The sequence below is a fragment of the Mycobacterium celatum genome (assembly GCF_002101595.1).
In the GTDB taxonomy this organism is placed as follows: Bacteria; Actinomycetota; Actinomycetes; order Mycobacteriales; family Mycobacteriaceae; genus Mycobacterium; species Mycobacterium celatum.
The window spans coordinates 40,305-62,841 of record NZ_LQOM01000031.1; the positions used below are offsets into that span (position 1 = coordinate 40,305).

25 protein-coding genes and 1 pseudogene are annotated in these 22,537 nt (G+C 66.3%); 17 read left to right on the plus strand and 9 right to left on the minus strand.

The genetic code is table 11. The features are described 5' to 3' along the window. The first annotated feature begins 54 nt into the window (after positions 1 to 54). Complete coding sequence (locus AWB95_RS13565) at positions 55 to 654, plus strand: TetR/AcrR family transcriptional regulator (protein ID WP_062538577.1); 600 nt, start codon at positions 55 to 57, stop codon at positions 652 to 654. On the opposite strand, the gene AWB95_RS13570 is transcribed toward AWB95_RS13565, so the two are convergent. Both AWB95_RS13570 and AWB95_RS13575 read right to left on the minus strand, forming a co-directional pair. Then, entirely contained in the window at positions 645 to 968 is a 324-nt protein-coding gene (locus AWB95_RS13570) for a hypothetical protein (RefSeq protein ID WP_099539587.1), read from the minus strand. The genes AWB95_RS13565 and AWB95_RS13570 overlap by 10 nt on opposite strands. A 77-nt stretch (positions 969 to 1,045) precedes the next feature. Continuing rightward, the gene (locus AWB95_RS13575) at positions 1,046 to 1,786 is read right to left on the minus strand and encodes an enoyl-CoA hydratase/isomerase family protein (RefSeq protein ID WP_062538576.1); all 741 of its coding nucleotides are present in this window, start codon (positions 1,784 to 1,786) and stop codon (positions 1,046 to 1,048) included. 158 nt (positions 1,787 to 1,944) lie between these two features. On the opposite strand from AWB95_RS13575, the gene AWB95_RS13580 reads away from it, so the two are divergent. Genes AWB95_RS13580 through AWB95_RS13595 form a run of 4 tightly spaced genes read left to right on the plus strand, consistent with a single transcriptional unit; the run spans position 1,945 to position 5,442 of the window. Further along, a complete protein-coding gene (locus tag AWB95_RS13580; protein ID WP_062538575.1) occupies positions 1,945 to 3,135 on the plus strand; it encodes an amidohydrolase family protein in 1,191 nt (396 codons plus the stop codon). Positions 3,136 to 3,167: 32 nt separating this feature from the next. Next, positions 3,168 to 4,571: a FadD3 family acyl-CoA ligase gene (locus AWB95_RS13585; protein WP_062538574.1), complete on the plus strand. Its 1,404-nt coding sequence runs from the start codon at positions 3,168 to 3,170 to the stop codon at positions 4,569 to 4,571. A gap of 26 nt (positions 4,572 to 4,597) precedes the next feature. Beyond that, positions 4,598 to 5,203 carry a fatty-acid--CoA ligase gene (locus tag AWB95_RS13590; protein ID WP_099539588.1) on the plus strand — a complete coding sequence of 202 codons (606 nt, stop codon included), beginning with the start codon at positions 4,598 to 4,600 and terminating at the stop codon, positions 5,201 to 5,203. Continuing rightward, on the plus strand, positions 5,203 to 5,442 hold the full coding sequence (locus AWB95_RS13595; RefSeq protein WP_084706918.1) for a (2Fe-2S)-binding protein: 240 nt from the start codon (positions 5,203 to 5,205) through the stop codon (positions 5,440 to 5,442). Before AWB95_RS13590 ends, AWB95_RS13595 begins: the two co-directional genes overlap by 1 nt. Here the strand turns inward: AWB95_RS13595 and AWB95_RS13600 are convergent. Next, entirely contained in the window at positions 5,439 to 7,139 is a 1,701-nt protein-coding gene (locus tag AWB95_RS13600) for an alpha-keto acid decarboxylase family protein (protein WP_062538585.1), read from the minus strand. The genes AWB95_RS13595 and AWB95_RS13600 overlap by 4 nt on opposite strands. A 35-nt stretch (positions 7,140 to 7,174) precedes the next feature. On the opposite strand from AWB95_RS13600, the gene AWB95_RS13605 reads away from it, so the two are divergent. The 4 genes and pseudogenes from AWB95_RS13605 (at position 7,175) to AWB95_RS13620 (ending at position 8,940) form a co-directional block, all read left to right on the plus strand. Next, positions 7,175 to 7,618 (plus strand): SRPBCC family protein, encoded by a 444-nt coding sequence (locus AWB95_RS13605; protein ID WP_062538572.1) that lies wholly within the window; start codon positions 7,175 to 7,177, stop codon positions 7,616 to 7,618. A gap of 38 nt (positions 7,619 to 7,656) precedes the next feature. Next, a pseudogene (locus AWB95_RS13610) lies at positions 7,657 to 7,923 on the plus strand (CoA transferase); the annotation flags it as partial. Between the two features lie 118 nt (positions 7,924 to 8,041). After that, positions 8,042 to 8,497: an SRPBCC family protein gene (locus AWB95_RS13615; RefSeq protein WP_084706917.1), complete on the plus strand. Its 456-nt coding sequence runs from the start codon at positions 8,042 to 8,044 to the stop codon at positions 8,495 to 8,497. An 8-nt stretch (positions 8,498 to 8,505) separates the two neighbouring features. Further along, positions 8,506 to 8,940 (plus strand): SRPBCC family protein, encoded by a 435-nt coding sequence (locus tag AWB95_RS13620; protein ID WP_062538570.1) that lies wholly within the window; start codon positions 8,506 to 8,508, stop codon positions 8,938 to 8,940. Here the strand turns inward: AWB95_RS13620 and AWB95_RS13625 are convergent. Next, positions 8,937 to 10,103 carry a pyridoxal phosphate-dependent aminotransferase gene (locus AWB95_RS13625; protein WP_062538569.1) on the minus strand — a complete coding sequence of 389 codons (1,167 nt, stop codon included), beginning with the start codon at positions 10,101 to 10,103 and terminating at the stop codon, positions 8,937 to 8,939. The two genes, AWB95_RS13620 and AWB95_RS13625, sit on opposite strands and share 4 nt — an antisense overlap. Before the next feature lie 164 nt (positions 10,104 to 10,267). Between AWB95_RS13625 and AWB95_RS13630 the strand changes: the two genes are divergently transcribed. Together AWB95_RS13630 and AWB95_RS13635 are read left to right on the plus strand one after the other, a co-directional pair. Next, positions 10,268 to 11,479 (plus strand): acetyl-CoA C-acetyltransferase, encoded by a 1,212-nt coding sequence (locus tag AWB95_RS13630; RefSeq protein ID WP_062538568.1) that lies wholly within the window; start codon positions 10,268 to 10,270, stop codon positions 11,477 to 11,479. A gap of 17 nt (positions 11,480 to 11,496) precedes the next feature. Then, positions 11,497 to 13,641: a 3-hydroxyacyl-CoA dehydrogenase NAD-binding domain-containing protein gene (locus tag AWB95_RS13635; protein WP_062538567.1), complete on the plus strand. Its 2,145-nt coding sequence runs from the start codon at positions 11,497 to 11,499 to the stop codon at positions 13,639 to 13,641. Between the two features lie 74 nt (positions 13,642 to 13,715). Here the strand turns inward: AWB95_RS13635 and AWB95_RS13640 are convergent, their stop codons facing one another. Both AWB95_RS13640 and AWB95_RS13645 read right to left on the minus strand, forming a co-directional pair. Continuing rightward, positions 13,716 to 14,336, minus strand: coding sequence for a class I SAM-dependent methyltransferase (locus tag AWB95_RS13640; protein WP_062538566.1), 621 nt, complete (start codon positions 14,334 to 14,336; stop codon positions 13,716 to 13,718). A gap of 1 nt (position 14,337) precedes the next feature. Continuing rightward, the gene (locus AWB95_RS13645) at positions 14,338 to 14,763 is read right to left on the minus strand and encodes a pyridoxamine 5'-phosphate oxidase family protein (protein WP_062538565.1); all 426 of its coding nucleotides are present in this window, start codon (positions 14,761 to 14,763) and stop codon (positions 14,338 to 14,340) included. A 65-nt stretch (positions 14,764 to 14,828) separates the two neighbouring features. Here AWB95_RS13645 and AWB95_RS24035 point away from each other — a divergent pair, with 65 nt between their 5' ends. Continuing rightward, positions 14,829 to 15,056 carry a hypothetical protein gene (locus tag AWB95_RS24035; RefSeq protein ID WP_062538584.1) on the plus strand — a complete coding sequence of 76 codons (228 nt, stop codon included), beginning with the start codon at positions 14,829 to 14,831 and terminating at the stop codon, positions 15,054 to 15,056. After that, positions 15,053 to 15,451, plus strand: coding sequence for a TA system VapC family ribonuclease toxin (locus AWB95_RS13655; RefSeq protein WP_062538564.1), 399 nt, complete (start codon positions 15,053 to 15,055; stop codon positions 15,449 to 15,451). Before AWB95_RS24035 ends, AWB95_RS13655 begins: the two co-directional genes overlap by 4 nt. A 10-nt stretch (positions 15,452 to 15,461) precedes the next feature. Here the strand turns inward: AWB95_RS13655 and AWB95_RS13660 are convergent, their stop codons facing one another. Beyond that, positions 15,462 to 16,316 carry an LLM class F420-dependent oxidoreductase gene (locus AWB95_RS13660; protein WP_062538563.1) on the minus strand — a complete coding sequence of 285 codons (855 nt, stop codon included), beginning with the start codon at positions 16,314 to 16,316 and terminating at the stop codon, positions 15,462 to 15,464. A 3-nt stretch (positions 16,317 to 16,319) separates the two neighbouring features. After that, entirely contained in the window at positions 16,320 to 17,525 is a 1,206-nt protein-coding gene (locus AWB95_RS13665; protein ID WP_085168319.1) for an FAD-dependent monooxygenase, read from the minus strand. A gap of 77 nt (positions 17,526 to 17,602) precedes the next feature. Between AWB95_RS13665 and AWB95_RS13670 the strand changes: the two genes are divergently transcribed. The 4 genes from AWB95_RS13670 to AWB95_RS13685 are packed head-to-tail and all read left to right on the plus strand — an operon-like array spanning position 17,603 to position 20,762. Continuing rightward, the gene (locus AWB95_RS13670) at positions 17,603 to 18,139 is read left to right on the plus strand and encodes a TetR/AcrR family transcriptional regulator (protein WP_062541555.1); all 537 of its coding nucleotides are present in this window, start codon (positions 17,603 to 17,605) and stop codon (positions 18,137 to 18,139) included. 21 nt (positions 18,140 to 18,160) lie between these two features. Then, positions 18,161 to 19,150, plus strand: coding sequence for an LLM class F420-dependent oxidoreductase (locus tag AWB95_RS13675; protein WP_062541554.1), 990 nt, complete (start codon positions 18,161 to 18,163; stop codon positions 19,148 to 19,150). A gap of 47 nt (positions 19,151 to 19,197) precedes the next feature. After that, entirely contained in the window at positions 19,198 to 19,623 is a 426-nt protein-coding gene (locus tag AWB95_RS13680; protein ID WP_062541556.1) for a Zn-ribbon domain-containing OB-fold protein, read from the plus strand. Further along, entirely contained in the window at positions 19,620 to 20,762 is a 1,143-nt protein-coding gene (locus AWB95_RS13685; RefSeq protein ID WP_062541553.1) for a thiolase family protein, read from the plus strand. The genes AWB95_RS13680 and AWB95_RS13685 overlap by 4 nt, the downstream gene beginning before the upstream one ends. A 71-nt stretch (positions 20,763 to 20,833) precedes the next feature. Here AWB95_RS13685 and AWB95_RS13690 read toward each other — a convergent pair whose 3' ends face one another. Continuing rightward, positions 20,834 to 22,483, minus strand: coding sequence for a DNA repair helicase XPB (locus AWB95_RS13690; RefSeq protein ID WP_062541552.1), 1,650 nt, complete (start codon positions 22,481 to 22,483; stop codon positions 20,834 to 20,836). Positions 22,484 to 22,537 lie beyond the last annotated feature (54 nt).

Here is a 22,537-nt window from a genome sequence, read left to right on the forward strand (position 1 = left end):
GTCGCCGACGCTACGATCGGCGTGGTCGGCACAGTGGGAGGTTCGGAGCATCGCATGACAACGGCGCGCAGAATCGGGGCGCCGGACGCGAAGAATCGTTCCGTGCTGCTCGACGCGGCCGAGCAGTTGATGCTCGACGAGGGTTATGCCGCAGTCACTTCCCGCCGCGTCGCCCAGAAGGCCGCGCTCAAGCCGCAGCTCGTGCACTACTACTTCCGCACCATGGACGATCTGTTTCTCGCGGCCTTCCGTCGTCGCGCCGAAGAAGGCCTCGAGGCGCACGCCCACGCTTTGGCGTCGCCGCAACCACTGTGGGCGTTGTGGCGGTTCAGCATCGATCCCGCGGCCACCGCGCTGACGATGGAGTATGTCGCGCTGGCCAATCACCGCAAGGCGCTCAAAGCCGAAATCGCTTACTACGCCGAGCGTTTCCGTGAGGAGCAGACCAAGGCGGTGTCGACGGTGCTGGAGCGCTACGGGATGGACCCCGCCGAGGTTCCGCCGCTGGTGTGGTCGGTGCTGATCACCAGCGTGTCGCGGGTGCTGGTGATGGAACAGGCGCTGGGCATGTCGGCGGGCCATGCCGAAACGGTGGCGTTCGTCGAACGCTATCTGCGCCGTCTGGAGGGCGAGCCGCAGACCGCTCACCAGTGACGTATCGAGCAGAGCACGCCCTTGGGGCCGTCCTTGGATGCGACTACTATGCCGTCCACCGTGAGATCGCAATGAAACTGTGGTTTGGCACTCGATAAACCGCTGCTGGCAGAAACCCACGCATACTGGTCGGGGTTGGCCAACATGAGTTCGAATACCCATGGCTTACCCGGACCGACATCGGCTTGGATGTTCGGAGACCACTCGTACGGGTTGTGGCTCCAGGCCGCGAAGTGCGGCGGCTCGTTGTCCAGATAGTAGATGTCTGCGCGGATTGGGTTGGCAGCCGTCACGCTGTACTTGACACGATGCATGGGCGGATCGTCCGCGCGGGCCGTCGCGGCGAGGCTGGTCGCTGCCAACAGGAGCGTGAGCGTCGTACCGATCGTTTTCACGTCGCACCTCCGGCCCGAGAGTTGTTGCCGCGGTTCATCACTCGATCGGCGGCCTGCCAGTGGGCGTCGTCGACCCACAGCCGCGCGAAAGCCTGCACCGCTTCATCGGCGGAAACGCCGCCCACCACACGTTTGATCTCGCCGGCCGGGCGGCTGGCCAACGCGCGTGCGATCATCCGCCAATCATCGTCGAAGCTGGACCGCGGCAACACCCGATCGACCAATCCGATGCGTTCGGCCTCGGCGGCGTCGAGCACGGTCCCGGTCCCGGCTAGCAGCAACGCCCGGCTCTTGCCGACCAGTCCGGCCAGCCGCTCCGCGCCGCCCCAGGCCGGCATGATCTCCAGCGTCACCTGGTTGAAGCCGATCTTGATGTCGTCCGCGGCCAGCCGGATATCGGCGGCGACGGCCACCTCGGCACCGCCGCCGAGCGCGTGACCGTTGAGCGCGGCGATCACCGGCGCAGGAAAACCGGCCAGCCGATCGCAGATGGTGCGCATCCGCCACGCCATCGCCGCCGCGTCGTCCTCGGTCCTGATCGCACTGAGCTCTTTGAGGTCTCCGCCGGATACGAATGCGCGATCACCCGCGCCGGTGATGGCCAGCGCGCTGGCCCCCTCGGCCGCATCGAGCGCCTTCTCCAGCTGGTCCATGGTGTCGAGGGCGATGGCGTTGCGCGCGTGCGGGCGGTCGATGGTGAGCAGAGCAAGACCCTGGTCGAACTCCAAGTCCACCATTGCGGCACTCCATCACGCGATATTGGCATTCTCCTCAGCGGAGAATAGCATCGCCGTGGCGCTGACAGGGCGTCGATCCCAGGCTGGCCGCGACAACCGGGCATTGCGATAGGCTGGGCGTGAGAATAGTATTCTCACAAACTGCGAAGGAGGATTTCATGGGGCAGTTGTCGCATCGGGAAGACGTCCCGTTTCCGATTTTTGACGCGGATAACCATCTCTACGAGCCGCCGGAGGCGCTGACCAAGTTTTTGCCCAAGGAGTACAAGGACTTCGTCCAGTACGTGCAGATCAACGGGCGCACCAAGATCGCGCTGCGCGGCGTGATCAGCAACTATATTCCCAACCCGACGTTCGAGGTCGTCGCCCGGCCGGGCGCATGGGAGGAGTACTTCAAGTACGGCAACCCCGACGGCAAGAGCAAGCGCGAGTTGTTCGGCGAGCCCATGCGCGCGATCCCGGCCTTCTTCGAGCCCGGCCCCCGCCTGGAGAAGATGAACGAGCTGGGTCTGGACCGCACGCTGATGTTCCCGACGCTGGCCAGCCTGATCGAGGAGCGGCTGCGCGACGACCCGGTCGCCATCCACGTCCTGATCCACGCGCTGAACCAGTGGCTCGACGAGGTCTGGGGCTTCAACTACCAGAACCGGATCTTCACCACCCCGGTCATCACCCTGCCGATCGTGGAGAAGGCGATTGAGGAGCTGGAGTGGGTGGTCAAGCGCGGTGCCCGCGCGATCCTGGTCCGTCCGGCGCCGGTTCCCGGCTTCCGTGGCCCCCGGTCGTTCGCGCTGCCCGAGTTCGACCCGTTCTGGGAGCGGGTCGTCGAGCACGACGTCCTGGTCGGGATGCACTCGTCCGACAGCGGCTATTCCCGCTACACCTCCGAGTGGGACGGCGCCGACCAGGAGATGCTGCCGTTCCAGACCAACGCGATGAGCATTCTCAACGAGTGGCGGCCGATCCAGGACTCGGTGGCGTCGTGGGTGATCCATGGTGCGCTATACCGCCATCCCAAGCTGAAGGTCGCAATCGTCGAGGCCGGCTCGAAGTGGATGACCCCGCTGCTGGACGGCCTGGCCGAGGTGTTCCGCAAGGCGCCGGAGGCTTTCCCGAGCGACCCGGTCGAGATGGTCAAGAGCCGCATCCACGTCAGCCCGTTCTTCGAGGACGGCATCGACGATCTGGTCAGCCTCGTCGGTGTGGATCAGGTCTTGTACGGCTCGGACTGGCCGCACCCCGAAGGGCTGGCGGAGCCCACCTACTACGTCAACGCGCTGTCGCACCTGCCCCTCGAGGATCAGGCAAAGATCATGGGCGGCAACCTCGGTCGACTCGTCACGGTGTGACGCGAGCGCGTTCTTGGCAGACCATCCCCGAGATGGTCTTGAGCGCGGCGGACCGCTTTGGCGACGCGGAAGCGATTGTCGACGGTCCGCTGCGCTTGACCTTCGCCGAGGCAGTCGACCGAATCCGCTGTGCTGCAGGTGCTTTCGCCGACTTTGGAATCGAAAAAGGTGATCGGGTCGCCGTTTGGGCGCCCAACTCGGCGGAGTGGATCATCGCGGCGTTCGGCTTGCTGACGGCGGGTGGCGTGCTGGTCCCGGTCAACACTCGGTTCAAGATCGACGAAGGCGGCGACATCATCAGCCGCAGCCGAGCCAAAGCCGTCCTGGTGCAGAAGGGATTTTTGGCCCAGGACTACACCGCGCCCGCGGGCATCCCGGTCATCGATCTGAAATCCGACTTCCTGGCCAGCGGTGCACCCTTCGAGCGGGCGGTGGAGGGCACCGACGTCGCCGACATCATCTTCACCTCGGGCACCACCGGTCGCCCGAAGGGCGCGATGATGAATCATCAACAGACGCTGCGGATGTACGACGAATGGGCCACGCTGGCGGATCTGCGCGAAGGCGACCGCTATTTGCAGATCAACCCGTACTTCCACACGTTCGGCTTGAAAGCAGGACTGATCACGTCGTTCCTGCGCGGCGCGACGATGCTGCCGGTCGCGGTTTTCGACATCGACACCGTAGTGAACCTCATTGAGCGCGAACGCATCACGATGCTGCCCGGCCCGCCGACGCTGTACCACTCGCTGCTGACTGTGCGCGACAAGGACAAGCTGTCGACGTTGCGCGCAGCCGTGACCGGCGCCGCCGACATTCCGGTGGAGCTGGTCCGCCGCATCCATGACGAACTGCCGTTCCAGACGTTGATGACCGGTTACGGGCTCACCGAGGCCGGTAACGTCACGCTGTCCCGGCCCGGCGACTCCTTCGAAGACGTGGCCACTACCGCAGGTCTGCCCTGCGACGGCGTCGAGGTCCACATCGCGGACGACGGTGAGGTCCTCGTTCGCGGATACGGGGTCATGCAGGGCTATTTCGACGACCCCGCCGCAACGGCGCAAGCAATCGACGCCGAAGGCTGGTTGCACACCGGCGATCTGGGTACGCTGGATGCGGCGGGGCGGCTACGGATCGACGGGCGCAAAAAGGACATGTTCATCGTCGGCGGGTTCAACGCCTACCCGGCCGAGATCGAGGGCTTTTTGCTGGAACACCCTGCGGTTGCCCAGGCCGCGGTGATCGGCGTTCCCGACCAGCGACTCGGCCAGGTGGGCAAGGCCTTCGTCGTGCCGAAAACCCCGGTGTCCGAAGAGGATTTGATCGCGTGGTGTCGCGAGCGGATGGCCGGATTCAAAGCGCCGCGATCGATCGAGTTTCTCGACGAGCTGCCGCTCAACGCCACCGGCAAGGTGATGAAGGATCAACTCCGGTGAGTGTGGCGGACTTCAACTCGCATTCGATGGTGCTCGCGTCGGATTACCGGGTTCCGGACCCGGACCGGGTATGGCCGCTGCTGCAGCGGCGCAAGTCGGCCCTCGCCGACATCGGCGCGCATCACGTGCTGCTGTACAAGTCGACGCGGGACTACGGCCGTGTCCTGGTGACGATCGGCGTGCGTAGCCGGGAACCGATCGTCGAGTTGCTGCGGTCACGGGTGTTCTTCGACTGGTTCGACGCGGTGGGTGTCGACGACATCCCTGCAGTGTTCGCCGGTGAAATCGTCGAACGGTTCGATTCGTCTCGGGCTTCCGAGCCGCATGCGCCCGGAATCGTGCTGGCCGCGGTCGCACCGGTCGACAACGTGGCCACGCTGACAGCCGGGGTCCGGGCCGCCTGGGGCCGGTTCAGCGCCGCGGGCATCCGAAAGACTTGGCTTTTCCAAGCTTTCGACGACGGGCAGGAAGTGATGATCCTGCAGGAGTTCGACGACGAGACGACGGCTCAGCGCTGGATCGAGCAGCCCGACGCCGCGGCCGAGTGGATGAGCGGGACGGGAGTGGGCGCCTACCCACCGTTGTTCGTCGGCAGATTCGTCGACGTCATGCGTATCGAGGCGGGACGGTGATGTTCGTCTGCCTCTGCAACGGGATCACCAACAACAAGGTGGCAGAGGTTGTGGCGCAAGGCGCGTCGACCACCAAGCAGATCGCCGAGGCATGCGGCGCCGGCGCCGACTGCGGCCGCTGCCGGCGCACGCTGCGCGCGATCATCAGCTCGATGAACGGATCAGTTGACAGCGCGACACGTCCCCCGCGAGCGGGAGGTGCCCCCAGCGCCCTTCGCCGCTCTTGCGATCGCCGCTAGCGGCGCGCACTCCCGTCCGGTGACGTCGGTTTGGCCAGTTCGGCCAGCAGGTCGGGGACGTCGAGGCGCGGCACGACAGCCTCGATGAGCACCATCCGGTCTTGATGCTCGGCGGCGGCGGTGAGCGCCGCGTCGAGTTCGCCATAGGTCCGCGCGCGGAACGTCAGATGGTTGGTCACGCCCAGCGCGTGGGGAATCTCGGCCCAGTCCCAGCGCACAATGTCGTTGTAGGGGGCCGTCTTTCCGTGGATCATCCGCTCGACGGTGTAGCCGTCGTTGTTGACCACGACGATGACCGGTGAGAGTCCTTCGCGGGAGAAGGTGCCCAGTTCCTGCACGGTCAGCTGCGCGGCGCCGTCGCCGATCAGCAGCACCGGCCGGCGGTCGCGATGCGCCAGCCCCGCGCCGAGTGTGGCCGGCAACGTGTATCCGATAGAGCCCCACAGCGGTTGGCCGATGAAGGTCACGCCACGGGGAAGCCGATGGCCCGCCATGCCGTAGAACGAGGTGCCCTGATCGGCCAGTACCACGTTGCCGGGCGTGAGAGCTTGACAGAACCTGTCCCACAACGCTTTCTGGGTGAGTGGTGTCTCGGGCGGCGGAAGCTGCAGCGGCACACCGTCGCCCGTCGAGGGCACCGGCGGTGACGTGATGCCGCGCCGGGCGAGGATTGTGGTCACGGCATCCAGTGCCGCCTCCATCTCCAGCGGTGCGAACACTTGGGTGCCGACCGTGCTCTGCTGCACCCCGATGTCGATGGTGCGCGCGGGATCGATGCGCTGGCTGAAAAAGCCGCTGACCATGTCGGTGAACACCACCCCGGCGGTCAGTAACACCGGCGCCTCTTCGATCGCGCGGCGAACCGGTTCGTCGCTGGCCGCCCCGGCGTAGAGGCCCAGGAAATTGGGTGAGCTCTCGTCGACCAGGCTCTTGCCCCACATCAACGTGGCATGCGGCACCACGTCGGCAGCCAGCAGCGCCTCGAGGTGCGAAACCGCGTGCAGTCGGTGCACGAGGAAGTCGGCGAGCACCGTCAGCTGGTGGTCGGCGATGAGTTCGGTTGCGGCCTCGGTGAAATGAGCGAGCGCACGCGGGCTTGTGCCCCCGGCATAGCGCGGCAGCGGCGCGGTGGGCCGCTCGACTTCGAAGCGCGCCACGTCGGTGGGCAGCAGCAGGTAGCCGGGCCGCTTCTGCTCCCGCACCTCGCATAGCACACGGTCGATCTCCCGGGTCGCCGTCGCCGGCCTGAGATCTGCCTGGGCGCAGGTGATTTCCCGGCTCATCCGCAGGAAGTGCTCGAAATCGCCGTCGCCCAGCGAATGATGCAGCGCCCGGCGGCTGCCCTGCGCGTCTTTGGACGGCCCGCCGACGATGTGCACCACCGGTACATGCTCGGCATAGCTGCCCGCGATGGCGTTGGCCGCCGAAAGCTCGCCGACACCGAATGTCGTTACCACAGCGGACATTCCGCGCAGTCGCCCGTAACCGTCGGCGGCGTAGCCGGCGTTGAGCTCGTTCGCGTTGCCCACCCACCGGACGTCCGGGTGGGCGACGATGTGGTCGAGGAACTCCAGGTTGTAGTCGCCGGGAACACCGAAGATTTCGGAGACGCCGAGTTCGGCGAGACGGTCCAGCAGGTAGTCACCGACGGTGTAGGCAGCAGTCACGGGATCGACGGTACGCCGGCCCGAAAACAGCACAGATCAGACGCCGCCTCGCTATCGTGCGGACCATGGCCATCAAGGAATCCCGCGAAGTAGTCATCGAAGCAACCCCCGAAGAGATCCTGGACGTCATCGCAGATCTCGAGTCGCTGACCGAATGGTCGTCGTCGCACCAGAGCTCCGAGGTGGTCGAGCGGGGCGACGACGGGCGGCCCAGCGTGGCGAAGATGAAAGTCAAAGCGGCCGGCATCACCGACGAGCAGGTGGTGGCCTACACGTGGGGCGACAACACCGTCAGCTGGACGCTGGTCAGCGCCGGCCAGCAGCGCGCGCAGGACGCCACGTACACGTTGATCCCGGAAGGGGACAAGACCCGGGTGAAGTTCGACATCACGATCGACCCGATGGTTCCGCTGCCGGGCTTCCTGCTCAAACGCACCATCAAAGGAGTGATGGACACCTCCACCGAGGGATTGCGCAAACGGGTGCTCAGCGTGAAGAAAGGCAAGTGACCGGCCCTCTGGCCGGGGTGCGGGTCGTCGAACTCGGCGGCATCGGTCCCGACGAGTGCGCGGCGGTCAATCCGCGGCTGATCTTCGCGCGGATCACCGGACGGGGTCAGGACGGCCCGCGGGCCGCCACGGCCGGCCATGACATCAACTAGCTGTCGCAGACCGGGGCGCTGTCGGCGCTCGGCTACCGCGACGGGCCGCCGATGCCGCCGCTGAACCTGGTCGCCGACTTCGGCGGCGGGTCGATGTTCGTGCCGCTGGGCATCGTCGCCGCGCTCTACGAACGGGAGCGGTCCGGTACCGGCCCCGCACCGCCGCCGGAGCCGTCGGGGCGCCGCCGGCGGGCACCACACCGTTGGACAAAATCGGCTGGTAATCGCGGATCTGCCCTCTGCATCCGGCCGCGGGGCTACGTTGGGAATAGTGGCCGTACGAGCATCGCGGGAAATTGTCATCGACGCGCCGCCGGAAGCAATCATGGAGGCGCTAGCCGACATTGGCTCGGTGCCGTCCTGGTCATCGGTGCACAAGCGCGCCGAAGTCATCGACATCTATCCCGACGGCCGGCCGCACCACGTGAAGGTCACCGTCAAAGTGGTCGGCATCGTCGACAAGGAAGTGCTCGAATATCACTGGGGCCCGGACTGGCTGGTGTGGGACGCCGAGAAGACCGTTCATCAGCACGGCCAGCATGCCGAGTACACGCTGCGGCGCGAAGGGCTCGACAAGACGCGGGTGCGCTTCGACATCACGCTGGAACCGTCGGCGCCGCTGCCCGAGTTTCTCGTCAACCGGGCCCGCAAGAAGATTCTCAACGCCGCGACCGAAGGACTGCGCCGGCGCGTCACGGGCGTCGTCGGTTCGGATCGGCGGGGGTAGGTGCCGACGTGGCCGTCCAAGCGTCACGCGAAATCGTCATCGACGCACCGCCGGAGGTGGTGATGGAGGCGCTGGCCGATATCAGCACGTTGACGTCGTGGTCGCCGGTGCACAAGCGCGTCGAGGTGCTCGACCGCTACGAAGACGGCCGGCCCCACCATGTCCGGGCCACCATCAAGATTTTCGGGCTGGTCGACAAGGAAATTCTCGAATACCACTGGGGCCCCGACTGGGTGGTCTGGGATGCCGAAGCGACGTTCCAGCAGCGCGGCCAGCACGTCGAGTACACGCTGCAACGAGAAGGCGTCGACAAGACGCGGGTGCGCTTCGCCATTACGGTCGAACCGTCGGGGCCGGTTCCGGAGTTCCTCGTCAAGCGGGCCAGCAACATCGTGTTGGGCACCGCGACAGAGGGCCTGCGCAAGCGGGTGACGGGCGGCTAAGGCGATCGCAGCACCGCCAGGCGGCGGATGGCTTCGTCGAGCGTGTCGTCGCGCTTGGCAAAGGTGAACCGCACCAAGTGATTCCACGGTCCGCCGACCGCCGGGTCGCAGAAGGCCGACATCGGGATCGCCGCCACCCCCGCGCGCTCGGGCAGCGCGGCGCAGAACGCCGTGCTGTCGTCGTAGCCCAACGGTCGCGGATCGGCGCACAAGAAGTAGGTGCCCGCACTGTCGTGGACCTCGAAGCCGATCTCCGCCAGGCCGTTGGCAAGGCGGTCTCTTCTGGATTGCAGCGACGCCCGCAGCGCCGCCACCCAGTCGTCTTCGGTGTCGAGTGCGTGCGCCACCGCCGGCTGAAACGGCGCGCCGCCCACATAGCTCAGGTACTGTTTGGCCGACCGCAGCCCGGCGATGAGTTCGCTTGGGCCGCAAGCCCAACCGATCTTCCAGCCGGTGCAATTGAACATCTTGGCGGCACTGGAGATGGTGATCGTGCGCTCGGCCATGCCGTCGGAGGCGGCCAGCGGAAGATGCCGGTGCTGGTCGAAGACGAGGTGCTCGTAGACCTCGTCGGTGATGACCAGTAAATCTGCCTCGACAGCGATTTCGGCGATGGCCTTGAGTTCTTGTGCGCTCAGCACCATGCCGGTCGGATTGTGCGGTGAGTTGACGATCAGCGCGCTGGTCCGCGGCGTCACCGCACGCCGCAGCGCGTCGGCGTCCAGAGCGAAACCGCGGCCGTCGGGCACCAGCGGCACCACGACCCGCTGCGCGCCGGCCATCGCCACCACCGGCGAGTAGGAGTCGTAGAAGGGCTGGATCAAGATGACCTCGTCGCCGGGTTCGACCAGTCCGAGCACCGCGGCGGCGATGGCCTCGGTGGCCCCGACCGTCACCAGCACCTCGGTGTCGGGGTCGTAGTCGACACCGAAGTGCCGCTGCCGGTGGGCGGCGATCGCGTGGCGCAGCTCGGGGACACCGATGCCCGGCGGGTACTGGTTGAACCCGTCGGCGATGGCGTCCTGGGCGGCCTTCAGCATTCCCGGCGGGCCGTCCTCGTCGGGGAAGCCCTGCCCGAGGTTGACCGCGCCGATGCGCGCGGCCAGCGCCGACATCTCGGCGAACACCGTCGTCGCGTAGGGCCGCAGTCGCGACACCGTCATGAGTGTCGAGCTTAAAGCGCCGAGCGTGAACATAGCTTCACGCTCAGCGTCGAGCGTGAACTCAACTTCACGCTCGGCGCTGACGGCCTCCCAACCAACAGGTTGATCGGGCCTGCTGTTAGGGTGACGGCAGACGGATCCGACCCTTGGAAGAGGAATCAGCCATGTCCGAAGAAGCCTTCGTCTACGAGGCCATCCGCACTCCGCGCGGCAAGCAGAAGAACGGGTCGTTGCACGAGGTCAAGCCGCTGAACCTGGTCGTCGGCCTGATCGACGAGCTGCGCAAGCGCTTCCCCGACCTCGACGAGAACCTGATCAGCGACGTCATCCTCGGCGTGGTGTCGCCGGTGGGCGACCAGGGGGGTGACATCGCCCGCACCGCGGTGCTGGCCGCTGGCCTGCCCGACACCACCGGCGGCGTGCAGCTCAACCGGTTCTGCGCGTCCGGCCTGGAAGCGGTGAACACCGCCGCCCAAAAGGTGCGCTCCGGCTGGGACGACCTGGTGCTGGCCGGCGGCGTGGAGTCGATGAGCCGCGTGCCGATGGGTTCCGACGGCGGCGCGTGGGCGCTGGACCCGGCCACCAACTACGACTTGGGCTTCGTTCCGCAAGGTATTGGCGCTGACCTGATCGCCACCATCGAGGGGTTCTCGCGGGAAGACGTCGACGCCTACGCGCTGCGCAGTCAGGAAAAGGCCGCCGCGGCGTGGTCCGGCGGCTACTTCGCCAAGTCGGTGGTGCCGGTCCGCGACCAGAACGGTCTGCTGATCCTCGACCACGACGAGCACATGCGGCCCGACACCACGATGGAGGGCCTGGCCAAGCTGAAGCCGGCGTTCGAAGGCGTTGCGGCACTGGGCGGTTTCGACGACGTGGCGCTGCAGAAGTACCACTGGGTGGAAAAGATCAACCACGTCCACACCGGCGGCAACAGCTCCGGCATTGTCGACGGCGCCGCGCTGGTGCTGGTCGGTAGTGAAAGCGCAGGAAAGGCCGCCAATATGACGCCCCGGGCGCGCATCGTGGCCACCGCCACCAGCGGCGCCGAGCCGACGATCATGCTGACCGGCCCCACCCCGGCCACCCGCAAGGTGCTCGACCGGGCCGGGCTGACCGTCGACGACATCGACCTGTTCGAGCTCAACGAGGCGTTCGCGTCGGTGGTGCTGAAGTTCCAGAAAGACCTGAACATTCCCGACGAGAAGCTGAACGTCAACGGCGGCGCGATCGCGATGGGCCACCCGCTGGGCGCCACCGGGGCGATGATCCTCGGCACCATGGTCGACGAACTGGAGCGACGGGGGGCGCGACGCGCACTGGTCACCTTGTGTATCGGCGGCGGCATGGGCGTCGCGACCATCATTGAACGAGTTTGAGAGGGTTTCGAACAGTAATGGCAGACAACACGATTCAGTGGGACAAGGACGCCGACGGCATTGTCACGCTGACCATGGACGACCCGTCGGGGTCGGCCAACGTAATGAACGAGGCCTACATCGAGTCGATGGGCAAGGCGGTGGAACGCCTTGTCGCCGAGAAGGATTCGATCACCGGTGTGGTGATCACCAGCGGCAAGAAGACCTTCTTCGCCGGCGGTGACCTGACCGCGATGGTCCAGGCGCGTCCCGAGGACGCGGGGCAGTTCTTCGACACCGTCGAGCGGGTCAAGAAGGATCTGCGCACCCTGGAGACGTTCGGCAAGCCCGTCGTCGCCGCCATCAACGGCGCGGCGCTGGGCGGCGGCCTGGAGATCGCGCTGGCCTGTCATCACCGCATTGCCGCCGACGTCAAGGGCAGCCAGATCGGTCTGCCCGAGGTGACGCTGGGTCTGCTGCCCGGCGGCGGCGGGGTGACCCGCACCGTGCGGATGTTCGGTATCCAGAACGCTTTCGTCAACATCCTGGCGCAGGGCACCCGGTTCAAGCCGGCCAAGGCCAAGGAGATCGGGCTGGTCGACGAGGTGTTGCCGACGGTCGAGGAGCTGGTACCGAGGGCTAAGGAGTGGATCAAGGCCAACCCGGACGCACATGTGCAGCCGTGGGATGCCAAGGGCTACAAGATGCCCGGCGGCACCCCGAGCTCGCCGTCGCTGGCGGCGATCCTGCCGTCGTTCCCGTCGAACCTGCGCAAGCAGCTCAAGGGCGCGCCGATGCCCGCGCCGCGGGCCATCCTGGCCGCAGCAGTCGAGGGCGCGCAGGTCGACTTCGACACCGCCACCCGCATCGAAAGCCGTTATTTCGCTTCGCTGGTCACGTCTCAGGTGGCCAAGAACATGATCCAGGCGTTCTTCTTCGACCTGCAGCACATCAACTCCGGCGGCTCACGGCCCGACGGCATCGGCAAGACGCCGATCAAGAAGATCGGCGTGCTGGGCGCCGGAATGATGGGCGCAGGCATCGCTTACGTGTCGGCCAAGGCCGGATTCGACGTGGTGCTCAAGGATGTCAGTCTCGAGGCAGCGCAGAAGGGCAAGGGCTACTCCGAAAAGCTGGAAGCCAAGGCGCTGGAGCGTGGCCGCACCACACCGGAGAAGTCCAAGGCGCTGCTGGACCGGATCAAGCCGACCGGCGACGCCGCCGACCTGGCCGGCGTGGACTTCGTGATCGAGGCCGTGTTCGAGAACCAGGAGCTCAAGCACAAGGTGTTCCAGGAGATCGAGGACATCGTCGAGCCCAACGCGCTGCTCGGCTCCAACACATCGACGCTGCCGATCACCGGTCTGGCGACCGGCGTCAAGCGGCAGGAGGACTTCATCGGGATCCACTTCTTCTCGCCGGTCGACAAGATGCCGCTGGTCGAGATCATCAAGGGGGAGAAGACATCTGACGAGGCGCTGGCCCGGGTGTTCGACTACACCCTGGCCATCGGCAAGACGCCGATCGTGGTCAACGACAGCCGCGGCTTCTTCACCTCGCGCGTGATCGGCACGTTCGTCAACGAGGCGCTGGCGATGCTCGGCGAGGGCGTGGAGCCTGCCTCGATTGAGCACGCGGGTTCGCAGGCCGGCTACCCGGCGCCGCCGCTGCAGCTCTCCGACGAGCTCAACATGGAGCTGATGCACAAGATCGCCGTCGCCACCCGCAAGGGTGTCGAGGATGCCGGCGGCACCTACGAGCCGCACCCGGCGGAAGCCGTCGTCGAAAAGATGATCGAGCTGGGCCGGCCAAGCCGGTTGTCCGGCAAGGGTTTCTACGAGTACGCCGACGGCAAGCGGGTTGGCCTGTGGCCGGGTCTGCGTGAGACGTTCAACTCCGGTTCGTCGCAGCCGCCGCTTCAGGATATGATCGACCGGATGCTGTTCGCCGAGGCGCTGGAAACTCAGAAGTGCCTCGACGAGGGTGTGCTGACGTCGACCGCCGACGCCAACATCGGCTCGATCATGGGGATCGGCTTCCCGCCGTGGACCGGTGGCACCGCGCAGTTCGTTGTCGGTTATGAGGGTGCGCACGGCAGGGGTCAGCAAGCCTTTGTCGCCCGCGCCCGCGAGCTGGCCGCCAAGTACGGCGACCGGTTCCTGCCACCGGCGTCGCTCACCTAAGGTCCGCGCCGAGACTTAAGTCGTTGCGACGCTTCTCGGCGTGTCGTCGCGACTGATCAAGTGTCGCGGCGGCGTCAGCCCTGCCGCTGCAAAACGTAGGCACGCGGCTCGAAGCGGGCCGCGAACCGGCCCGCCAACCCGCCCTGCGGCGTCCACCGCGGTTCGTCCGCCGCCGACAGCAGCGTCCATGCGGGAGTGAACCGGCGCTCGATCTCCGCCTGGTCGATGCCTGCCGGTCCGACCGGCCCGCCGGGCTTGAAGGCGACGATCGACAGCCGGGCGCCCGGCGCCGCGGCGGCGGTGATCTCGCGGACGTAGAGGTCTCGGTCGTGATGGCTCATGCCGTGCAGGCAGCCGTTGTCCACGATCAGCTGAAAGTCGCCGCCGACCCCGGCCTGGCTCAAATGCGTGACGTCGGCGTGCACGAAGTTGACTGTGGCGCCAGCGGCGCTGGCCTTGGCGCGCGCCTTGTCGAGCGCTTTCGGGACGAAGTCGACGCCGGTCACCCGCCATCCGTGCTGGGCCAGATAGATCGACGAATCGCCTGTGCCGCAACCGACGTCGAGCGCCGATCCGGGCGGCAGCGCATCCGGCCCTTCGACCAATTCGCGCAGCAACGTGACGATCGGATGACCATCCCACGGAGTGAATCCGAGTCCGTAGAAAACCCTGAATAGTGCGTGCCGAGAAGCCATGTCACAATCCTCCCAGGTCGGCGGAAAGCCAGTGTTGCGGCTGTAGATAGATCGCGACGCTCTCGCCCAGTTCGTTGCGCGCGTATTCGAGGTAGGGCTCCACCTTTTCCGGAGGCATGTAGCGGCGGGTCATTTCGACGAGCTGGTCGTCGGTGCCGGGCTCGATTCGGCTGACCGGCCCGTCGACCGCGACATACCGCACCGTCGGCTCCAGACGTTCGACCATCAAAGAGAAGTAGCCGGCCGCTTCGATGAGTCGCGTCTTGCGTGACCCGGCCCCGGTCAGCACCCACGGCTCGCCGCCGGGCGTGTACTGGTACCAGATCGGGACGGTCAACGGCCCGCGGCTGCCGCCGGCGTACACCGACAAGGCCGCGATGTGTGGTTGGGCAAGGAACTCTTCGCGTTCATCCTTCGACAGGGGCATATGCACGAGGTTAGCGGCGGCCTATGACTAGGCGCATCAAGGTGCAGTGATGATATGATGTGGTGATGCGTACGACGGTCGACCTTCCCGCGGACTTGCACAAACAGGTGCAGTCCATCGCACGCGATACACATCGCACTCTTAGCGAGACGATCGCCGATCTCATGCGCCGTGGCTTGGGTCATGGCCCATCCACCAAGGTGTCTCGCAGCGCCAAGACGGGTTTGCCGATTATCAGTCTCGGCACTGTCGTCACGTCGGAGGATGTCCGGTCCCTAGAGGACGACGAATGACGGCACTGCTCGATGCCAATGTTCTGATCGCGCTGGTGGTTTCAGATCACGTCCACCACGAACCGGCTGAGGATTGGCTGTCGTCAACGAGCGGAGGATTTGCGACAAGCCCGATGACGCAAGGCAGCTTGGTAAGGCTGCTTGTCCGGCAAGGCCAAACCGTGAGCGCGGTGAAACAAGTAATCGATGCGATCGCGGCGAATCGGCGGCACGAATTCTGGTCCGACACTGTCTCATTCGCCGATGTCAAGCTCACCGGTGTTGTCGGTCGTCGGCAAGTCACCGATGCTTATCTGGCACAGCTGGCGCGGACACGCAACGGTCGACTGGTCACGTTCGACCAGGGGTTGGCTCAGCTCCACAACGACGTTGCAGAACTGATTCCGACCACCTGAGACGCCGCGGTCAGGCTTCGCGGGCGGCGGCGATTCGGCGCCACTGCTCCCGGGGGAAGTCCTGCGGGTCGGGCAGTAACACCTGCAGGCAGACATGGTCGGCGCCGGCCGAGCGATGCTCGTCGACCCTGTGCATGATGGCCTCCTCGTCGCCCCAGGCGATGATCGCGTCGATGAGCCGATCGCTGGCATGCGCCACGTCATCGGAGGAAAATCCGCTGCGCAACAGGTTGTTGGCGTAGTTGGGCAACGCCAAATACGAGCGCAGCCACTCGGTGCCGACGGCACGGGCCTGCTCGGCATCCTCGGTGAGGATCACGGTCTGCTCGGGCAGCAGCAACGGACCGTCGCCCAATACCGAGCGGGCGGTGGCGGTGTGCTCGGGCGTGACGAGATAGGGATGAGCTCCGCGGGCGCGGCTTGCCGCCAGCGCCAGCATCTTCGGGCCCAGTGCGGCCAGCACCCGATTTTCGGCAGGCACGGGTTGTTCAGCCGCGTCGAGCCCATCCAAGAACGCCGCCGTTGCCGCCAGCGGCTTGCGGTATCTATCCGACCCGATCAGTGGGGCGTGGCTGACACCGATTCCCAGCAGGAAGCGCTCACCGTGCGCGGCGGTCAACTGCGCGTACGAGGCCGCGACGTCAACCGGCTCGTGCATCCAGAGGTTGAGGATGCCGGTGGCGATCACCGTCCGTTTGGTGGCGGCCAGCAGGCGTTCGACCGCGTCGAAAACCGGCCCGCCTACGTCGGGAATCCACAGCGCATCGAAGCCGAGTTCCTCCAATTCGGCTGCGGCTTCGGCGGATTCGGTCGGATCGCCGTAGCGAAGCTGACTGCTCCATATCCCGATACCGGAAAGCTGCATCCGTCAATGCTGCCAGACGCCGGCGCAGTAGTCGGGCACCGGTATCGAGTCGTGCATGCGCACACCCTTGGTGTTGAGCTTGGCGACGGCACGGCTGACCGGAGTCGGCAGCGCGGACACGAGTTGTGCGCCACGCGTCACCGCCCACAGCGCGGCGGCCGAACCGGGTACGACGGTCTTGGCCGCGCCGCGCGCGAAAGCGCGGCTGCGGCGCACCGGCTCGCGCATCCGCTGTTCGTAGGCCGCGAACGCCGCTTGGTAGTCGCCGTCCGCGCGGGCCAGTTCTCCGGCCAACACGTAGGCGCCGATCACCGCGAGGCTGGTGCTGCCGCCGACCGCCGGCCCGGGGCAGTAGCCGGCGTCGCCGACCAGACTGACGCGCCCCCGCGACCAGCTGTCGATCTGCAGCTGGGTGATCGAGTCGAAGTAGAACGCCGGCGTGGTGTCGAGCTGGTCGAGCCAGCCGTCCACCCGCGGGTGTATTCCGGCGAACGCGCCGTGCAGCAATTCCTTCTGCCGCTGGACATCTCGATGGTGGTAGGCCAGCTCGGGGCTGTGGAACATGAACAGCACCCGGGCGTCGTCCAAATGCTGAGCGCTGTAGACTCCCGCGATGCGGCCGATCTCGACCTGACCGACCATCTCGCCATCGGGCGCAAGAGCTTTCGGCGCCGACGCCACCGCCAGGTAACCCCTGAGGAACCGGGTGTGGCCGGCCTCGTCGCCGAAGACCAACCGCCGGACATTGGAATGCAGGCCGTCGGCGCCGATCACGACGTCGAAGCGGCGGGGAGCCGCGTGCTCGAACGTCACCTCGCCGTCGGCAGAGATGGCCGTGATCGAGTCGCCGAACAGATACTCGACGTCGGCTGCGTCGTAATAGATTTCGCTGAGGTCGTCGCGCATGATCTCGACATGCCGGTCGGAGGCGGCGCGGTAGATCTTGGTGAGGTCGACGCGGATCGGCCGACCGGCGCCGCCGCGGTAGATGCTCAGTCGCGTGGTCTCGGTGGCGCGCTCCTCGATGCGGGGCAGCACGCCCATCTTCGCCGAGATCTCCATGGCCGGCCGGAACAGGTCGACGGCGTGGCCACCGGTCTTGCGCAAAGTCGGCGCACGCTCGACGACGGTCACGTCGAACCCGTACCGGTCGAGCCAGAACGCCAGCACCGGCCCGGCGATGCTCGCTCCCGAGATCAAAACCCGCATGGCGCACCTCCTTACTTAACGATAGGTAAGCTCATAATGCGGCTTACCTACCGTTAAGTCAAGGTAAACTTGGCCAAGTGACCAGGCCCCGCTCCGACACCCGCGAGCGCATCCAAGATGTCGCTCGCGAGCTGTTCGCGCAGCAGGGTGTGCAGCGCACCAGCCTGCAGGACATCGCCGACCGGTTGGGGATCACCAAACCCGCGTTGTACTACCACTTCTCGTCACGGGAGGAGTTGGTCCGCAGCATCGTGCAGCCGTTGATCGACGACGGCGAGCAGTTCGTCGCCGAACACGAGGCACGGCGCCGGGTCGATGTACGGGAGCTGCTCGAGGGTTACTTCGATTTCCATTACCGGCGTCGACGGGATCTGGTGGTGGTGCTGGCGGAATTCGCGATACTGGAAGACCTCGGCCTGGTAGAGAAGGTGCTGGCCTGGCGCGAGCGGCTGGGCAGGCTGGTGTTCGGGCCGAAACCGACGCTGGCGCAGGCTACCCGGGCAGTGATCGCCTTCGGTGGCCTGCAGGACTGCTGTCTGCAGTTCCCGGATGCTCCTGCCGACAGGCTGCGCGCCGCGTCGGTGCAAGGTGCGCTCGCTGCGTTGGGTATCTGACACAGCGCTACAGTCCCTGCCATGCGCTTCGGACTTTTCATTCCACAGGGCTGGCGGCTGGACCTCGTCGGGATCGAACCCGAGAAGCACTGGGCGGTGATGCGCGATCTGGCCTCGTATGCCGACGGCGGCGCATGGGATTCGTTGTGGGTCTACGACCATTTCCACACCGTGCCGATGCCGACCGGTGAAGCCACCCACGAGGCCTGGTCGCTGATGTCGGCCTACGCGGCGACGACGTCGCGGATCAAGCTCGGCCAGATGTGCACGGCGATGAGCTACCGCAATCCGGTGTACCTGGCCAAGGTGGCCGCCACCGCCGACGTCATCTCCGGTGGCCGCATCCAGATGGGCATCGGCGGCGGCTGGTACGAACATGAATGGCGCGCTTACGGTTACGGTTTCCCGTCGGCGAAGGTACGGCTGGGCCGCCTCGACGAGGGCGTGCAGATCATGCGCGACGCCTGGCGCGACGGCAAGGTCAGCTTCACCGGTGAGCACTACCAGGCCGACGGCGCGATTGTCTCTCCGAAACCGCTGCAGGACAACGGTATTCCGCTCTGGATCGCCGGCGGAGGGGAGAAGGTGACGCTGCGGATCGCCGCCAAGTACGCGCAGTACACCAATTTCACGCCCGAGCCCGAAGCATTCGCCCACAAGTCCGACGTGCTCGCCCAGCATTGCCGCGACATGGGCACCGACTTCGACGCGATCGTGCGCTCGGTCAACGTCAATGCCGTGCTCGGCGGCTCGCAGGCCGAGGTCGACGAGCGCCTACAGCGGATCCGCGACCGGATGGTCGGCTACGTGCCCGAGGCCGCGGCGGATTCGATGATCGCCGGCACCAGCGGCCCGGAATCGGCGACCGGCACCACCGAGCAGGTGATCGAGCGGCTGGAGCGTTTGCGCGAGCTCGGCTGCCAGTACGTCATCTGCTACTTTCCCGAAGCCGCGTACGACCGCTCGAGCATCGAGGTGTTCGAGCGGGAAATCATTCCCGCGCTCAACTAGGAGAATGGGGTTTCCGTTTTTGCCGAATGCTGTTGTACGGTTCCGTTATGCAGAAGGCACTGGCGCCCGAGATCTCCACCTGGCCCGACGACAACCCGCAGCTGATCGGCAGTAAGTGCGGCGACTGCGGCGCCACCACGTTCCCGGTTCAGCAGCGTTGCCCGCGATGCAGCGGCGCCGAGATGTCCGAGGTGCTGCTGCCGCGGCGCGGAACCCTGGTGGCCTGGACGACGCAGGGTTTCCCGCCCGGACCTCCCTACGCCGGCCCGACGGGCAAGGATTTCGTCCCGTTCGGCGTCGGCCTGGTCCAACTCGGAGACGTGATCCGGGTCGAGGGCCGGCTGACCGAGAACGACCCGGACAAGCTGCAGTTCGGCATGGACGTCGAGTTGACCATGGTGCCGCTTACCGCCGACGACGAGGGCAACGAGGTCGTCACGTTCGCGTTCGAGCCGATAGGAGTCGGCACATGAACGATGTGGCCATCATCGGCGTGGGCCTGCACCCGTTCGGCAGGTTCGACAAGACGGCGATGCAGATGGGCGCCGAGGCCATCCAAGCCGCGCTGACCGACGCCGGCGTGGAGTGGAAGGACATCCAGTTCGGGTTCGGCGGTAGCCATGAGGTGTCCAACCCCGACGCTGTGACGCGACTGGTGGGCCTGACCGGCATCACGTTCACCAACGTGTTCAACGCCTGTGCCACGGCGGCCAGCGCCATCCAGCAGACCGCCGACACCATCCGGTTGGGCAAGTACGACATCGGCATTGCCATCGGGCTGGACAAGCATCCGCGCGGCGCGTTCACCGACGACCCGGCCAAGCTGGCCCTGCCGCAGTGGTATGCGCAGAACGGGCAGTTCGTCACCACCAAGTTCTTCGGGATGAAGGCCAACAAGTACCTGCACGACCACAACATCTCGCAGGCCACGCTGGCCAAGGTGGCCGCCAAGAACTTTCGCAATGGCGCGCTGAACCCAAACGCGTTCCGCCGCAAGCCACTTTCCGAGGAAGAGATCCTCAACTCGGCCGTGCTCAACTACCCCCTGACCCAGTACATGTTCTGCGCGCCCGACGAGGGTGCAGCAGCGGTAGTGATGTGCCGGGCCGACATCGCGCACAAGTACACCGCCAAACCGGTATATGTGCGAGCCTGCGAGATCCGCACCCGCCGCTACGGCGCCTACGAGGTGCACGCCACGTTCGCGCCGCTCGACGAGGACGTCTCCCCAACGGTTTACGCGTCCAAAGCGGCGTACGAGGCGGCGGGTATTGGGCCTGAGGACGTCGACGTGGCACAACTACAGGACACCGACGCCGGCAACGAGGTCATCCACATGGCCGAGACGGGTCTGTGTGCCGACGGTGAGCAGGAGAAATTGCTGGCCGACGGTGCCACCGAGATCCACGGCTCGATGCCGATCAACACCGATGGCGGTCTGATCGCCAACGGTGAGCCCATCGGCGCCTCGGGCCTGCGGCAGATGCACGAGCTGGTGCGCCAGTTGCGAGGCGAGGCGGGCGAGCGTCAGGTGCCCGGCAACCCACGCGTCGGCTTGGCGCAGGTGTACGGGGCGCCCGGCACCGCGTCGGCGACCATCGTCTCGCTGTAGCGCTGTACGGCGAGCAGACGCACAATCGCACGAAACATGCTGCGCTGGTGCGATTCTGCGTCTGCTCGCGCTCAGATTGCCGGGCCCAGAAGGTCATCCGCGTCGCGGATGACGTAGCCGTAGCCCTGCTCGGCCAGGAAGCGCTGCCGGTGTGCGGCGTACTCGGCGTCCTGGCTGTCGCGGGCCACCACCGAGTAGAAGATGGCGCCGCCACCGTCGGCCTTGGGCCGCAGCAATCGGCCCAGCCGCTGCGCCTCCTCCTGGCGCGATCCGAACGTTCCCGAAACCTGCACGGCCACAGACGCTTCCGGCAGGTCGATGGAGAAGTTGGCCACCTTGGACACCACTAGCGTGGTCACCTCGCCACGGCGGAACGCATCGAAGAGTGCTTCGCGTTCGGCGGTCTTGGTCGAGCCCTGGATCACCGGCGCATTCAAGACCTCGCCGAGCTCTTCCAGTTGATCCAGGTAGGCGCCGATCACCAGCGTCTGTTCGCCGGGATGCCGGCTCAGGATCGAGCGCACCACTGCAATCTTCGAATGCGCCGTCGAACAGATCCGGTAGCGTTCGTCGGGCTCGGCGGTGGCGTACGTCATCCGTTCGCTGTCGGTCAGCGTGACGCGCACCTCGACGCATTCGGCCGGCGCGATCCAGCCTTGCGCCTCAATGTCTTTCCACGGTGCGTCGTAGCGTTTGGGGCCGATCAGAGAAAACACGTCGCCCTCGCGGCCGTCCTCGCGGATCAGGGTGGCGGTCAATCCCAGCCGCCGCCGCGACTGCAGATCGGCGGTCATCCGGAACACCGGCGCCGGAAGCAGATGCACCTCGTCGTAGATGATCAGCCCCCAGTCGCGGCTGTCGAAGAGCTCGAGGTGGCGGTACTCGCCCTTGGTGCGCCGCGTGATCACCTGGTAGGTGGCGATGGTGACCGGCCGGATCTCCTTGCGCTCGCCGGAGTATTCGCCGATCTCGTCCTCGGTCAGCGAGGTGCGGGCGATCAGTTCGCGTTTCCACTGCCGGCCCGCCACGGTGTTGGTGACCAGAATCAGCGTCGTCGCACTGGCTTTCGCCATCGCAGCGGCGCCGACCAGCGTCTTGCCGGCCCCGCACGGCAGCACCACTACGCCCGAGCCGCCGGACCAGAATGACTCGGTGGCCATCTCCTGGTAGTCGCGCAGATGCCAGCCGTTCTGGCGCAGACTGATCGGATGCGCCTCGCCGTCGACATAGCCGGCGAGATCCTCGGCGGGCCAACCGATCTTGAGCAGCATCTGCTTGACCCGGCCCCGTTCGCTCGGATGCACCACGACGGTGTCGTCGTCGATACGGGCACCCAGCATGGGCGCGAGCTTCTTGTGCCGCAACACTTCTTCGAGCACCGCGCGGTCGAAACTGACCAGGGTGAGGCCGTGCGCGGGGTTCTTGACCAGCTGCAGGCGACCGTAGCGGGCCATGGTGTCGACGATGTCGACCAGCAGCGGCTGGGGCACCGCGTAGCGGGAAAAGCTGACCAGCGCGTCGACCACCTGCTCGGCGTCGTGGCCGGCGGCGCGGGCGTTCCACAACGCCAGCGGCGTGATCCGGTAGGTGTGCACGTGCTCGGGTGCGCGTTCCAACTCGGCAAACGGCGCGATCGCCGCGCGGGCGGCGCCGGCCAGCTCGTGGTCCACCTCGAGCAGCACCGTCTTGTCGGACTGCACGATCAACGGCCCGTCAGTCATCTAGCGCCGCTCCTCCTCATCGCTGCGCTCTGCATCGTCGCCGGCACGCATGGA

Excerpts from the sequence above, each read along its gene's own strand:
- AWB95_RS13630 (WP_062538568.1), top strand. The coding sequence starts at position 10,268 with ATGTCCGAAGAAGCCTTCGTCTACGAGGCCATCCGCACTCCGCGCGGC.
- AWB95_RS13680 (WP_062541556.1), top strand. The coding sequence starts at position 19,198 with ATGCAGAAGGCACTGGCGCCCGAGATCTCCACCTGGCCCGACGACAAC.
- AWB95_RS13570 (WP_099539587.1), bottom strand. The coding sequence starts at position 968 with ATGCATCGTGTCAAGTACAGCGTGACGGCTGCCAACCCAATCCGCGCA.
- AWB95_RS13580 (WP_062538575.1), top strand. The coding sequence starts at position 1,945 with ATGGGGCAGTTGTCGCATCGGGAAGACGTCCCGTTTCCGATTTTTGAC.
- AWB95_RS13605 (WP_062538572.1), top strand. The coding sequence starts at position 7,175 with ATGGCCATCAAGGAATCCCGCGAAGTAGTCATCGAAGCAACCCCCGAA.
- AWB95_RS13660 (WP_062538563.1), bottom strand. The coding sequence starts at position 16,316 with ATGCAGCTTTCCGGTATCGGGATATGGAGCAGTCAGCTTCGCTACGGC.
- AWB95_RS13640 (WP_062538566.1), bottom strand. The coding sequence starts at position 14,336 with ATGGCTTCTCGGCACGCACTATTCAGGGTTTTCTACGGACTCGGATTC.
- AWB95_RS13625 (WP_062538569.1), bottom strand. The coding sequence starts at position 10,103 with ATGACGGTGTCGCGACTGCGGCCCTACGCGACGACGGTGTTCGCCGAG.
- AWB95_RS13690 (WP_062541552.1), bottom strand. The coding sequence starts at position 22,483 with ATGACTGACGGGCCGTTGATCGTGCAGTCCGACAAGACGGTGCTGCTC.
- AWB95_RS13685 (WP_062541553.1), top strand. The coding sequence starts at position 19,620 with ATGAACGATGTGGCCATCATCGGCGTGGGCCTGCACCCGTTCGGCAGG.
- AWB95_RS13565 (WP_062538577.1), top strand. The coding sequence starts at position 55 with ATGACAACGGCGCGCAGAATCGGGGCGCCGGACGCGAAGAATCGTTCC.
- AWB95_RS13665 (WP_085168319.1), bottom strand. The coding sequence starts at position 17,525 with ATGCGGGTTTTGATCTCGGGAGCGAGCATCGCCGGGCCGGTGCTGGCG.
- AWB95_RS13585 (WP_062538574.1), top strand. The coding sequence starts at position 3,168 with ATGGTCTTGAGCGCGGCGGACCGCTTTGGCGACGCGGAAGCGATTGTC.
- AWB95_RS13595 (WP_084706918.1), top strand. The coding sequence starts at position 5,203 with ATGTTCGTCTGCCTCTGCAACGGGATCACCAACAACAAGGTGGCAGAG.
- AWB95_RS13590 (WP_099539588.1), top strand. The coding sequence starts at position 4,598 with ATGGTGCTCGCGTCGGATTACCGGGTTCCGGACCCGGACCGGGTATGG.
- AWB95_RS13655 (WP_062538564.1), top strand. The coding sequence starts at position 15,053 with ATGACGGCACTGCTCGATGCCAATGTTCTGATCGCGCTGGTGGTTTCA.
- AWB95_RS13675 (WP_062541554.1), top strand. The coding sequence starts at position 18,161 with ATGCGCTTCGGACTTTTCATTCCACAGGGCTGGCGGCTGGACCTCGTC.
- AWB95_RS13635 (WP_062538567.1), top strand. The coding sequence starts at position 11,497 with ATGGCAGACAACACGATTCAGTGGGACAAGGACGCCGACGGCATTGTC.
- AWB95_RS24035 (WP_062538584.1), top strand. The coding sequence starts at position 14,829 with ATGCGTACGACGGTCGACCTTCCCGCGGACTTGCACAAACAGGTGCAG.
- AWB95_RS13645 (WP_062538565.1), bottom strand. The coding sequence starts at position 14,763 with ATGCCCCTGTCGAAGGATGAACGCGAAGAGTTCCTTGCCCAACCACAC.
- AWB95_RS13575 (WP_062538576.1), bottom strand. The coding sequence starts at position 1,786 with ATGGTGGACTTGGAGTTCGACCAGGGTCTTGCTCTGCTCACCATCGAC.